The organism is Bacillus sp. GS3m_15504, assembly GCF_055825275.1.
Genome location: NZ_JBVVNL010000001.1, coordinates 2,436,513 through 2,449,678 on the forward strand (window position 1 = coordinate 2,436,513; position 13,166 = coordinate 2,449,678).

Sequence of the window (13,166 nt, forward strand, 5' to 3'; positions counted from 1 at the left end):
GGCGGATTCTTCGTGTGTTACATATATAAATTACGTCCTTCCCATTCTACTGTACTCAATCTTTTGACATACACCCTTTTTCAATGTGATAATTATATTGCGTTCAATCCTATTGCTTCTTACGCGCTACAAATGCACCATTTTGAAATGCCAATAACACTGTTTCAAACATTTTATCTTCTTCAATCATTTTTATAAACTCAGCTAATTCATTCGCATGAGAAGTAGCATTATCGACAACAAGAAGACCTTTTGGTTGTAAAATGCGTTTTATATGCTCAAGCCACCACATGTATTGCGTACGCTCTGAATCTAGGAAAATAAAATCAAATGAATGATCTAGTTGTGAATCTAAAAATGCCCCTGCTTCTTGATTGTGAACATCAATCCTTTGTAAAAGGTTTGCGTTTTCAAAATTGGCAAGTGCCTCTCCAACTCGTTCTGAGGAAAGCTCTACAGTTGTTACATTTCCATTTGTTTCTTCTACCGCATCAGCTAACCACAATGTAGAATAACCATTAGAAGTTCCAATTTCTAAAATGTTTTTTGCACTACACCCTTTTACTAAAATTGATAAAAATTGCCCCATCTCACGAGAAATATTCCGTAATTTTTCTTCCCGTGTTTTTTTATTTCGATCATGCTCTTCTCCATATTGTTCAAGTTGAAATAATAATGAATTTAATGTATCCATTCTTTTCATCGCCTTTCTAAAGCAATATGATGAAAAAGCTCTTGTTGCCCGTCTACTTTTTATTATATGCGAAACGAAATCCTTTTTCCCGTTATATGACAAAGATTTATAATTTTTTATAGCATATTGTTTCGTTTTTTGGTAAAGTTAATTTCTACGTGCAATTATTCCATTCATATTATTTCATATTAAAATTGCAGTTATTAAATTATATAAACCCCATTTAAATGAATCGGTATTTCAAATTCAATTAAGCGCCCTTTCCGGACGCATTTTCTTTGTTTATATATTTCTAGAAGAAAGGATGCTTACAAATGAACGTGATTAGCTTAGATGCTGCTCGAAAACGAAAGCAGCATAAAAAATTAATGATTACTATACCGATTATTACACGTATTTATGAAGAAGACGGGGAAATTAAATTTGAGGTAGCTGGCGAAAAAGATGTCCCTCTTGAAATGTTAGAAAAATAATAAAAAAACAAAAAACGCATTTCTGAAGAAATGCGTTTTTTATATTTTTACATTTAAATGCATAAGTTTTTCAGGATTAACTACCATATAAATGTTTGAAATCTTCTCATCCTCAAATGCGAACGAAAGAACATATGTTATTTTATTATTTATTGTAACTATAACTCCTGGCATACCATTTACCATTTTGAAATCAACAGTGTACGCTTCTGTCAATCGTTGCGCAACCCCAAAGAACAAACGTATAATTCGATCCGCAGAATAAATCGGATGAATTGCAGTCGTAACTTTACCACCACCATCAGCTTTGAGTATAGCATCTGTTTTTAATACTTCTAACATACCTTGCGCATCCCCACACTGTAATGATGATACAAACTTTTCAACGTAAGCAGCCATTTTCTTCGTACTTAATGTCGATTGCTTCGGCTTATCCAATATACTTTTTCGTGCCCGTTGAAAAATCTTTCTACAGTTCACACTACTCTTATCAACAATCGAAGCTATTTCTTCGTATTCATAACTGAAAACCTCTCTTAATATGAAAACAATTCTTTCTACCTCAGACAATTGTTGTAAAAGTAATAAATATGCGGTGGAAAGAGATTCTTTCATTGCAAATGACTCTGATGGCTCATCACTTTCTTCTACTAGTGGCTCTGGCAACCACATCCCTACGTACACGTTACGTTTATACGCTGCCGAACGTAATTTATCAATTGAACGATTTGTCGCCATCTTACACAAATACGCTTTCATATTTTCTATAGACTGAAAATCTTCTATATTATTTAATGAGATAAATACATCCTGAACGATATCCTCAGCATCCATAACACTCCCAAGGATTCTATATGCTAACGAAAATAGTAATGGTTGATACACTTCATATAATTGCTCCGTTTCCATGATGAACTGCCTCACTTTCTAATTGCTTTAAAATGTGTAACGCTGCACGTTTCCCGCTTGCTACTGCAGCATCAGCTAATATTTCATCATGCCCAGCCCAATCACCTGCAACGTAAACACCTGGCATTTCAGGGATATTAGGACCTGGGGTTTCAACTCGGTTAATATGAGGAAAATCATATACTACCTTTATTGTCGGTAAATATTGCTGTGCAACAACTTCTCTTTTCCAATTTGGATGTAACAAATCCATCGTACTTTCTAACTGTCCTTTATCTTCATGAGTATGTTTCATCTCTAGTGCAGGATTCTGGTACTTAATTAAACTCACAGCAATTGATCCATCATCACTTAATTTAGCTGCTCTTGATTGATTCGTGAAAAATATAGGTTGATCTAATCCTAATGCAAATTGATGTGTCGGATTAGGTAATCGTCTCAAACCAATATCTAATGCAGCAACAGTAACCGGTACCGATTGTTCACTCCATCTATGCAAGCTTGTTCCTTCCGCACCTTTTATTATGTTACAAGCTTCTTTCGGTGGAGTCGTCACAATGACTGTACCTACTTCAAATACCTCATCGTCAAAACAATATATTCTTTGTTTATCTTCGTAATGCTCTATTTCCAAAACATGCTTTTTAGCCAAAAATTGCACCCCGACATGATTCGCTATGTCTCTTAATTTTGTTATTATCGTCTCCCAGCCACCATCTACATAAAATACCCCTTCTTTTATTGAAAGCTGTATTTGCTTTAGTACAGATGATGCCAATTGTATTGTAGGAGCAAACGTATATGTTGTTGTTCGGCATAATGCATAAAATATATTTCGAACCATTGGATCTTTTATTTCATTTTCTGTCCATGTAGTTAGACTCATTTTTGGAACTTCTCCTATATTTAAATGCCCTAAACGAATTATTAGACGTAAGAATTGTACTTTTGCAGACCACGAAAGTAGTGGTGTTGATAAAATTGAGCGAAAATCTGTTGGGATAGTGAATATATCCCCTTTCCATATTCCATGTGCTTTTGTAGATGGAATTCCACCCGGTAGATTCATACCGAGCTCATTAAAAGTTAAAAATGCTGCTCCTCCTCTATATAAGGCGTGCGCACCAAGGTTCATACAGATCCCATTTTTATTTATAGTCATCCCTCGACCACCAAATCGACTGGACTTTTCTAACACAATCACTTTCCTTCCAGCTTTCGCTAAATATATAGATGCTGTTAATCCAGCAAGGCCACCACCAACAATTGCTACATCAAATTTCTTCATAATAAAATCCCTCCTTATCGTTCTACATACAAGACGAACGATTAAAGAGGGATGTGACATAAAAATATATTTTTACTCATCTATTTTATTTCATTATTTTTTAATTCTGTCATATTGCATACGAAATAACTCAATTGCAAATGGTATATCCTCTGCACTCTTTATATAATAACTGATCCATCCTGATTCAGGTAATACGTGATGTGCTTTCACTAATCCTTTGTTTACTAATTCATCTCGCTTTAACTTTGGAAATGGTAAATCAACTAACTTATCTCCATGCAAATGACCCAGTTCTTTCTTACCATAATTTATTTCAATACCACCAAATCGATGCGGTTTTTCAGAAACACCTGCCCAGCTGAGCACTTCACTTCTAATCATTTCACTAAATGACATGGACATTCACTCCTTATTAATGATTGATGTAATTTTAAATTAACATTTTCATTACTTTTTTCCATCAATCCAAAGTATGAACGGGAATACGAATATAGTTTAATCTCAACACCTTCATTTATTTCATAATTAAAATAATTCCAAAGGGTATTTATTCTATTATACAGAATTATTATTAAAAATAATTTTAGGGGATGGATTTATATGCGCGAGGTATTATTACAAAAGGAAAATTATTTACAATCTAATGAATTAAAACTTTTGAAAAAAGCTATACAATTTGCAGAGCGAGCACATGATGGACAATACCGCCAAACCGGAGAACCATATATTATTCACCCTTTCGCAATTGCTGAAATACTGATAAATTATAAAGCTGACATCACTACATTGATTGCTGCATTATTACACGATGTTGTAGAAGATACTGAACATTCTATAGAAGAAATTGAATCGCATTTTGGTACAACTATTAGATATATTGTAAATGGATTAACAAAAAGAAAAAAACAACAAAATCAAAACAAAATAATATACGAAGCAATTAATTTTAAAAAACTACTATTATCCTCTCAACATGATATACGTGTTGGCATTATTAAAGTTATAGATCGCCTTCACAATATAAAAACATTGAATGTTAAAAAACCGGCGAAACAAGTAGCATATGCGAATGAAACTTTAACACTTTTTGCGCCACTTGCAAAGCGACTAGGATTATATACAATCCAGTATGAATTAGAAAATCTTGCTTTTCAATATTTACATAAAGAAAGATATAACAAGGTACTTGAATTTTTAACTGGATATGTGCCACATCTCCAAAAAAATATAACTGATTTGAGAAGAGGAATTCATTCTTTTTATGATACTAACCTTTCATTTAAAATAAGCTATGAGTTTCCTCCAATTTATACTGCTTACTCACAACTACAAGAAGTACAAAACGTATCAGGTATTTCACAAATCTGTATTACAACTACAAGTGTACTAGATTGCTATAAAATTCTTGGAATAATACATCAATTATACAAACCAACTATCAACTATTTCGAAGACAACATAGCACTTGAAAACAGCCCTTTTAATAGCAATTTAAAAACTAAAATCAAGATGAATAATACTGTACAAACAATTATCATTCAAACACAATTAGCAAAAACATTAAAAGATAACGGCATTTTTTCTTTATTGAATAATAGAACTGCAAATGTTCAAGCAATATCTTTTAAAATAATGAATGATACAATTGTGAATAACAATTTATTAACTACAGATCCAATCGCTTTCCATAATCTAGTATCATATGAACTATTTGAAAATACCATAACGGCTTATACTTCAGATTTACAACCTATTTATTTACCAGATGGTGCTACAATTATTGATTTTACTTTCTCTTCATTTCCAAAAATTGCACATAACATGAAAAATGCAAAAGTAAATGGTATACCTGTTCCACTTAAAACAAAGGTATCTCATTTTGACGTCATAGAAATCTATTTTGGTTTAAAACAAAACTTGGTATTAGAGTGGCTCAATTATGCCAATACCGCTAAAGCACAATTAATTATTCAGCAAAAACTATCTTAAATAACAGACTAATACCTCTTATAAAAAGTATTGGTCTGTTATTTAGGATACGAAATACACCCCCTATTCTTTATGGAATAGGAAAATTTATTATGATACCAACAACAGCACATAACAAACACTAGACACATATCCTAATTTTGTAACCTTACTTACTAATAGAAAGGCAGGTAATACAATTGACTTCCAATATCGACTACACCTCCCCCTCAACTAATTTCACTTATGATTTAAATAAAAGTAATTTTTTTCAGAAAGATGGCCAAAATTATATAAATGTACTTGGCATGAAACAATTAAATACGTTAGAAAATACTTCTTTATTAGATATCTATTTAAGTACAGGAAATGTTGTAGAGCCGCATATACATCAAAATGCAGCTGAACTCGTGTACTGTATTTCAGGATCTGCGGTTGTTTCATTACTTAATCCTTTTACAAATCAAATATTAAACTTACCAATAAAACCGGGGCAAGTTGCAAATATTCCACAAGCGTGGTGGCATTATGAAATTGCTACAGCAGATAACACTCATTTATTAGCAATTTTCGACGCACCAACACCAGAAGTTATTTTTGGTTCTGACATGTTAAGATTAACTCCCACTAATATAATGGCCCATACTTACTGTCTCGATGAACAACAATGGAAACAAGCAGTATCCCCTATTCAATCCACTACAGTAATCGGTCCTCCAGCAAATTGTAATCAGAAACGCGGAACGATAAACCCAGCAACTCAGCCTCCTAATCCACAACAAAATTTATATTATCCAGATTCATATTATTTCCCTCTTTACTGGGGATATTAATTTATATTGTGAAGGGACGATTATTTATCTCCTCGGGAAATACGTAGGAGATTTTTTTATTGTATACCCATTCCTATTTATTATCGTAACAATTAATAGAGTACATACATATAATATTTATATATTTAATTGGAGGTGATAGTACTATGAGTAATTATAACTATCGAAAAAACTACTCTCATAATAAAAATAGTAGTTCATCAACATCCTCTCAGTTTTCGAATTCTCAATCTTCCAATTCCCAATCACAAAGAGACTTAGCCGAGCAAGGCTATGTAAAGAAAAAAGGATGTAACTGTAATAAAAACAAATAGTTTATTACTAATTTGAACAATAACATTTTAAAGCTCACGATAAATAAATTACTTCCCTTTTATTTAAAAGATGAATTCTGTTTTTAATAGAATTCATCTTTTTTATTTATAAATATTTTTTCATATACAATAGAGTGTAAATCATACATTTTTATTTTTATACCAATTCACCAAAGAGTAATTTCTCAATTGAGTATCACCTATCTTCCCATAAAATATAGCCCTTCCTAATAAATTAGGAAAGGCTATATACAAATGCCAGTTCAAATTTCAAACAGACATTGTAACCAGTTAGACGATATTAATACCTGCACTTACAAATCCAGCTACTGCAGCTATTGGACTTGCTGCTGTTAAGGAAACATATAATAATATTTTATCCCCAGCTACTACTGGAATAGCTTCAGGGATAATTCCTGATGCTGTAGAACCAATCGCGATCGCAGCAAATGCTGGTGTTAATAATAGAGGCGCGCCTTGTACTGTAAACGTATTACTTGCTGCTGGTGCAGTTAATATTTGTATCTGCACTTGAACAGGTGATAATGGGGATAATGCAGCTGTTGCACTAAAGAAACCTGCTAATGACGTAATAACCCCGTCACGTGGTGCTACAAATGCATAATCACCTACACCTAATGCTAATGTGATACTTGTTCCACCAGCTAATCCTATACCAGGCTGACTAAATCCAAATCCAAGTAGAGTTCCTGTATTAGCTATTAACGCGTTAACTAACGCTGCTGGTGTTGTACCTGAAGCGAATGGAATAATAGCTCCGCCACCAGCTGCTCCAGTTGCTCCCGTTAGACCTGTTGCTCCTGTTGGACCTGTTGCTCCTGCTAGACCTGTTGCTCCTGTCGGGCCTGTTGCTCCTGCTAGACCTGTGTCTCCCGTTGGACCTGTTGGGCCCGTTGCTCCTGCTAGACCTGTGTCTCCCGTTGGACCTGTTGGACCTGCTGGACCTGCTACTCCAGTATCTCCTGTTGGACCTGTTGCTCCCGTTGCTCCTGCTAGACCTGTGTCTCCCGTTGGACCTGTTGGACCTGTTGGACCTGTTGCTCCTCCTCCTGGACCTGTTGGACCTGTTGGGCCTGTTGCTCCTCCTCCTGGACCTGTTGGACCTGTTGGGCCTGTTGCTCCTCCTCCTGGAGTAGCACCAATTAATTGAGTTAATAAGTTTAATAAAAGTTGTAAACTTGCAGGGTCAATAATTAAAGAGAAGAAGAATGGTGCAAGAGCACTATAGAATTGTTGTAATAAAGAAAGCAATTGACCTAAATCTGGGTTAGGAGATTGTAGTAAATTAATAATACTTTGAATTAATTGTTTTAAGAAATTCCCTTCTGGAGAAGGTGCTAATTCATTTAGTAAGTTCAATAGTTGAGTAAACAAATTGAGTAAAGCCAATCTGTTTGCGTCACTTGGATTCGCAAAAAATGCTGCAATAGCCGCAATTAAAGAATTTAGTAAAGTAATCAATCTTCCTAATTGTTCACTAGTAATTGGAACCGTTTGTGGATTATTACAACAATCTGGAGTGAAAACAATTGGATTATTGCAGTTGTTATGACCAAAGCAATCGTTATGTTTCATTTATTTCCTCCTTACTTATTTTTATAGTTGAGTGTTTTCCTATTATAAGAGTTAAAAAAGATCCAATCGAAAAAAGTAATTGAGTTATTTGTTCCGCTTAAAATAGGAAACATGAACGATAATTAAACTTGAAAACATTATTTAATTATGTTCATGACTCACATATTAATTATATGTTTTTAATAATTGACTGCTTAGATTAAACACCTAAACTTAAGAGTTTATTTTATTTTTCCACGTTTATCTCTTAGGTCCAAAAGCACATTTTAACTTGAGTATAAAAACTAAGCATTAGCATATAACCACCAAGTAACAACAATACCTTTACTAAAATTGTGTTCCCTCTACTATCATGAAGCCGTTTTTATTATCAAAAACTTTCATACAATATATTGGACAAGTTATCCCATACTTTGTTCAAAAATAATTTAGGGAGTGAAAAATAATTGCCAATTATTCAACCATTTATGGCATCCAGAAGATTCACATCTACAATAGGAGCCGGAACCGGGACTGGTGCAGCTTTTGCAATTGCTGCTACAGCTTGCTTAAACGATGCTGGTACTACTGCAACTGCTTTTCCGACCTTTACGTATTACAACTTATATGTAAACGGCATTCTTCAACCTAGTGTGAATTCCAGTGTTACTACTGGACCTACTGGCGCTATTACAATTCCTGGCGGAGATGCATTAGACGGTGGAATTCCAATTACAATTGAATTTATCGTCACTTAGTTTTAACTACTTTAATGTAGAGCAAAAAGACAGATCCTTTTTATTTAAGAATCTGTCTTTTTTAATTAATAATGATAAATTGTAAAATAATTGAAGAACCTTGTGATGGTGGTTGATTATCTAATAAAGTGAGCTGACCAGTACTAACTTGATATAATGGTTGTGGTTGAAGTATTCCATTAATAAACAAATTAATGTACGAAACCTCATCAGGAGATAATATGTGAGTTGTACCATATTGAGCTAACCCATCTGAATCTGTATATATCAGTTTTTCTCCATCTGCAAAAGTGTAAAATAATAAATTAGTTGTTGTAATGGGGCCAATAACGCCAGTTGGACCGGTTACTCCTGTTGTTCCCGTCGGACCTGTTGCTCCCGTTATTCCCGTCGGACCTGTTGCTCCTGTTGTTCCCGTCGGACCTGTTGCTCCCGTTATTCCCGTCGGACCTGTTGCTCCCGTTATTCCCGTCGGACCTGTTGCTCCCGTTATTCCCGTCGGACCTGTTGCTCCCGTTATTCCCGTCGGACCTGTTGCTCCCGTTATTCCCGTCGGACCTGTCACTCCCGTTATTCCTGTTGCACCGGTCACTCCCGTTATTCCTGTTGCACCGGTCACTCCCGTTATTCCTGTTGCACCGGTCACTCCCGTTATTCCTGTCGCACCGGTCGCTCCTGTTGTTCCCGTCGGACCTGTTGCTCCCGTTATTCCTGTTGCACCGGTTGCTCCCGTTATTCCTGTTGGAATATGAATTGGGGGAAGAACCGGGAAGGTAGGTCCAATATTTTCTGGGCCTATTATGCCTTTATCCAACCATAATTTGTCATTCTGTTTCAATTAAATCCCCCTCATTCCACATTTTTGTTTCCTAATTAACAAAATAAAACATTTATCATTTCGAAAAAATCTATGGCTACTTTTTTCATATCCAAATGATTTTTACATATATTAAACTTTTTGCCGTTTCTATAACTAGTAGTATTCATATTATAAAATGATAGCTCTATTTCAAAATACTAAATTGGTTACGTTCTAATTAAAAGATGAGGTGATTTATATTCAAGATAAGAATGAAAAAACAAAAAAAAATCTATTATCACTGGCTCTTGAAATTATTCTTCCCTACAGACTTACAGGTCCTACAGGCATCACTGGTCCTACAGGCATCACCGGTCCCACAGGCATCACTGGTCCTACAGGCATCACTGGTCCCACAGGCTTTACTGGTCCTACAGGCATCACTGGTCCTACAGGCATCACTGGTCCCACAGGCTTTACTGGTCCCACAGGCTTTACTGGTCCCAACATTACAACAAACTCTATGTTTGCAAATAATACATTAGGTGGTCCCATTTCAGTCATATTAGGTGGAACTAATATTCCACTTTCTAATAACCAAAGTCTCGGAAATTTTACAGTGAACGCTTCAAATGATATATTTACAATTCCTGTTACTGGGAGATATTATTTAACTTATCAAGTTAATACGACAACTGCACTACTTGCTGGTACAAGGCTACTATTAAACTCTTCGACTCCACTTTCCGGATCTATTTTTTCCCCCGCAATATCAACTTCAAATTATAATAATAATTTAATAATCAATTTAATTGCTGGTAATACAATTTCACTTCAACTATTTGGCGTATTATCCATAGTTAATTTAGTTGGAGGTGGTTCAACAGGTGCCTCTTTAACAATTATACGAATTGATTAAAAAATGATTCGTTCTTTTTTATAATCATCATTCTTAAATGCTAAAATAGTAACTATTACATCATTCCTTAAGGTTATATATTAATAACTTCAGGACAGTGATTTTGCAATAAAAAACACTTTGTACTATATTCATAGTACAAAGTATCTATACTAAATTTTCCGTATATACATTATCAATTTACATTGCTCTCTGCCAATGTTACCTTAAATATGAAGGTAGTTTCTCAAATACGAACCATCTCAATACGTATTTGAGAAACAAACTTCAATCCTATACGCGAGAGCAATACTATGTTGACACTCAAATGAGTGTCTTTTTTTGTGAATTATAAAAAATAAAACCATCTCTTATAGATGGTTTTACCATTACCCCTTTCTATGTTTTTTAAGTCAGCTGTAAATTTATGAAGCTGAATAATAAATGGTCATACTTAACCGCGTTAGCGTTCTTCCAAAATTATGATACGTATGTGGTCTATCCGCCTTAAAGCGAATGGCATCCCCACTATTTAATTTATATTGACAATCATTTATTTCAATTGTCAATTCTCCTTCAAACACTGTTATAAATTCTTCGGTCCCTTCTTTATGTCCTTCCGAACTTAATTTTCCTTCTGCTTCAATTTCAACCGTATAGATTTCAAAGTTCCTATCATCTTGGAAAGGAAAAGAAGGATACACTTTATATCTCCCACTGTCTTCTGATAATACTTGAATATCATTTCGTAAAATAACTTTCGTATCCGGTTGCGGATTATTGATTAAAGAAGTAAAAGACACTTTTAAACCATTCGCAATTTTCCATATCGTTGTTAATGTTGGACTTGACTCTCCTCGTTCAATTTGTCCAATCATCGTTTTACTCACACCTGTTAATTGGGAAACCTTTTCTAAACTTAACTTTTCCTTCTCTCGTATTGTCTTTAAATTTTTCGCCAAAATAAGTTGAATTTCTTCCATAAGAAACACCCCTACACTATATACAATATAACGACCGTTATGTATAATAAAAAGCACACGTTATATTGTTCTTTTCGGTCATTATAACATACAAAATAATTAGGGGGTTTTGAAATGCCTATATTTTCTTTTTTGTTATTTGTTTTTATAAGTAGCTTCACACCCGGACCTAACAATTTTTTAGCGATGACATACGCTAATCAACATGGTTTAAAAAAGAGTATGCAATTTTGCTTTGGAGTAGCTTTCGGGTTTTTCATCCTCACTTCCTTATGTAGCTTCTTTAATATTTTCCTAATTAAAGTTCTACCCATAATTGAATTTCCATTAAAAATTTTAGGTGTAGCTTATATGCTCTATTTAGCTTTTAAAATACTTACAAGTAAAACTAGCACAGATCCCGATGAAAAATATAATAAAAATTTATTTACAGTAGGGATTCTCCTTCAGTTTATTAACCCTAAAGGGATACTATTCGGACTAACCGTAGTATCAACTTTTATTCTCCCTTATTACAATTCATATTCAAGTTATCTACTTTTTTCATTATTTCTCGGTGTAGTTGGATTAATGAGTACATGTAGTTGGAGCTTATTTGGTTCCATTTTTCAAAAACTATTATTAAAACATACTAAATCATTTAACATCATTATGGCCGTTTTATTAGTTTGTAGTGCAATTTCAATTGTAATCACTTAAATTTCTTTAATTTCAAAAAGAGGATTACTCATTAAAAGTATCCTCTTTTTTTGGGCGGAATGATTTTTAAATATTCTGTTTCACTAAACTAAAACCTTTACTTAACTTCATACCACCAGCCTCTACGATCAAGGTAATCCGTCATTCCCTTAAGTTGCGCATCTGAAGTTGGTTCAGAGATAAAATATGTTAGACCATCAGATTGTAAGATGAAGTTAGCTGTCATTTTTAGGGACGTTAATGCTCCCATTACATCAGGTGTTTCATAAGGTGAAAAAGCGCCTGATTGGATAATATTTTGTTTAGATGGCGGAGTTGTCCCACCAGATTGCCCAGTTAATGCATAAACAATTGAATTTGCAATCTTATCTGGATTCCATTTTGCCATATCTGCTTCATTATCGATAAATCCAAGTTCAATTAAGATTGCAGGTGCTTTCGTATTCGATAACACATAAAGGTCTTTTCGTTCCTTTGCACCACGATTTGACCAGCCAATATCTTTTGAAAGTTGTGCTGCTATCTTTGCTGATAAAGCTTGTTGATCATAGTAAAGTACTTCAACACCATTTGCTCTCGTATCATATGAGTTTAAGTGAAATGAAACTACTAAGTCTACATCATGTGAGTTTGTTTTTGATACGATGTTATTTAAATTTTGTGCCTGCGTTGTCCCTACTTCATCAGTATCATCATAAACTGTATGCCCTAATGCTCTTAATTTAGCAACAACTGCATCCTTAACTTGGCGATCCATAATGTGTTCTTTCCGATTCCCATAATTCGCGCCTTGTACAATGCTGTTATGACCTGCATGTAAACTATATCTAGCCATTTTTCAACACCCCCTTTTTATTAACATATTCAAAGCTCGTCTTATTGTCCGGTCAAATATCCAGTACAACACTTGCAAATAATAAATAGGGCGCTAATCTATTTTTTAAATGAAAAAATCAAAAATAATACTTTAAA

14 protein-coding genes are annotated in these 13,166 nt (G+C 34.2%); 6 read left to right on the forward strand and 8 right to left on the reverse strand.

The window, feature by feature from the left end; all coding sequences use genetic code 11:
- Positions 1–109: 109 nt before the first annotated feature.
- The gene (locus tag AC0L0O_RS12865) at positions 110–694 is read right to left on the reverse strand and encodes an O-methyltransferase (protein ID WP_000380332.1); all 585 of its coding nucleotides are present in this window, start codon (positions 692–694) and stop codon (positions 110–112) included.
- Between the two features lie 314 nt (positions 695–1,008).
- On the opposite strand from AC0L0O_RS12865, the gene AC0L0O_RS12870 reads away from it, so the two are divergent.
- Positions 1,009–1,167 carry a hypothetical protein gene (locus AC0L0O_RS12870; protein ID WP_001100984.1) on the forward strand — a complete coding sequence of 53 codons (159 nt, stop codon included), beginning with the start codon at positions 1,009–1,011 and terminating at the stop codon, positions 1,165–1,167.
- 39 nt (positions 1,168–1,206) lie between these two features.
- On the opposite strand, the gene AC0L0O_RS12875 is transcribed toward AC0L0O_RS12870, so the two are convergent.
- From AC0L0O_RS12875 to AC0L0O_RS12885, 3 genes are all read right to left on the reverse strand, one after another.
- Entirely contained in the window at positions 1,207–2,076 is an 870-nt protein-coding gene (locus AC0L0O_RS12875) for an RNA polymerase sigma-70 factor (protein WP_000447171.1), read from the reverse strand.
- Positions 2,054–3,364 carry a phytoene desaturase family protein gene (locus AC0L0O_RS12880; protein ID WP_000712997.1) on the reverse strand — a complete coding sequence of 437 codons (1,311 nt, stop codon included), beginning with the start codon at positions 3,362–3,364 and terminating at the stop codon, positions 2,054–2,056. The genes AC0L0O_RS12875 and AC0L0O_RS12880 overlap by 23 nt, the downstream gene beginning before the upstream one ends.
- A 93-nt stretch (positions 3,365–3,457) precedes the next feature.
- Positions 3,458–3,763 (reverse strand): luciferase domain-containing protein, encoded by a 306-nt coding sequence (locus tag AC0L0O_RS12885; protein WP_000010334.1) that lies wholly within the window; start codon positions 3,761–3,763, stop codon positions 3,458–3,460.
- A gap of 204 nt (positions 3,764–3,967) precedes the next feature.
- Here AC0L0O_RS12885 and AC0L0O_RS12890 point away from each other — a divergent pair, with 204 nt between their 5' ends.
- Positions 3,968–5,356, forward strand: coding sequence for an HD domain-containing protein (locus AC0L0O_RS12890; RefSeq protein ID WP_428888778.1), 1,389 nt, complete (start codon positions 3,968–3,970; stop codon positions 5,354–5,356).
- A 179-nt stretch (positions 5,357–5,535) separates the two neighbouring features.
- Positions 5,536–6,168 carry a cupin domain-containing protein gene (locus AC0L0O_RS12895; RefSeq protein WP_041185065.1) on the forward strand — a complete coding sequence of 211 codons (633 nt, stop codon included), beginning with the start codon at positions 5,536–5,538 and terminating at the stop codon, positions 6,166–6,168.
- Between the two features lie 605 nt (positions 6,169–6,773).
- On the opposite strand, the gene AC0L0O_RS12900 is transcribed toward AC0L0O_RS12895, so the two are convergent.
- Positions 6,774–8,078, reverse strand: coding sequence for an exosporium glycoprotein BclB-related protein (locus AC0L0O_RS12900; RefSeq protein ID WP_000682183.1), 1,305 nt, complete (start codon positions 8,076–8,078; stop codon positions 6,774–6,776).
- Between the two features lie 446 nt (positions 8,079–8,524).
- Between AC0L0O_RS12900 and AC0L0O_RS12905 the strand changes: the two genes are divergently transcribed.
- A complete protein-coding gene (locus AC0L0O_RS12905; RefSeq protein ID WP_001121640.1) occupies positions 8,525–8,815 on the forward strand; it encodes a DUF4183 domain-containing protein in 291 nt (96 codons plus the stop codon).
- Between the two features lie 61 nt (positions 8,816–8,876).
- On the opposite strand, the gene AC0L0O_RS12910 is transcribed toward AC0L0O_RS12905, so the two are convergent.
- A complete protein-coding gene (locus AC0L0O_RS12910; protein WP_473785802.1) occupies positions 8,877–9,653 on the reverse strand; it encodes a DUF4183 domain-containing protein in 777 nt (258 codons plus the stop codon).
- Positions 9,654–9,864: 211 nt separating this feature from the next.
- Here AC0L0O_RS12910 and AC0L0O_RS12915 point away from each other — a divergent pair, with 211 nt between their 5' ends.
- Positions 9,865–10,533: a BclA C-terminal domain-containing protein gene (locus tag AC0L0O_RS12915; RefSeq protein ID WP_473785803.1), complete on the forward strand. Its 669-nt coding sequence runs from the start codon at positions 9,865–9,867 to the stop codon at positions 10,531–10,533.
- 404 nt (positions 10,534–10,937) lie between these two features.
- Here the strand turns inward: AC0L0O_RS12915 and AC0L0O_RS12920 are convergent, their stop codons facing one another.
- A complete protein-coding gene (locus tag AC0L0O_RS12920; RefSeq protein WP_000391313.1) occupies positions 10,938–11,495 on the reverse strand; it encodes a helix-turn-helix domain-containing protein in 558 nt (185 codons plus the stop codon).
- A 114-nt stretch (positions 11,496–11,609) separates the two neighbouring features.
- On the opposite strand from AC0L0O_RS12920, the gene AC0L0O_RS12925 reads away from it, so the two are divergent.
- Positions 11,610–12,194, forward strand: a complete 585-nt coding sequence (locus AC0L0O_RS12925) for a LysE family translocator (protein WP_001121269.1) — start codon at positions 11,610–11,612, stop codon at positions 12,192–12,194.
- Between the two features lie 97 nt (positions 12,195–12,291).
- Here the strand turns inward: AC0L0O_RS12925 and AC0L0O_RS12930 are convergent, their stop codons facing one another.
- Positions 12,292–13,029: an N-acetylmuramoyl-L-alanine amidase gene (locus AC0L0O_RS12930; RefSeq protein ID WP_000135272.1), complete on the reverse strand. Its 738-nt coding sequence runs from the start codon at positions 13,027–13,029 to the stop codon at positions 12,292–12,294.
- Positions 13,030–13,166: the final 137 nt, after the last annotated feature.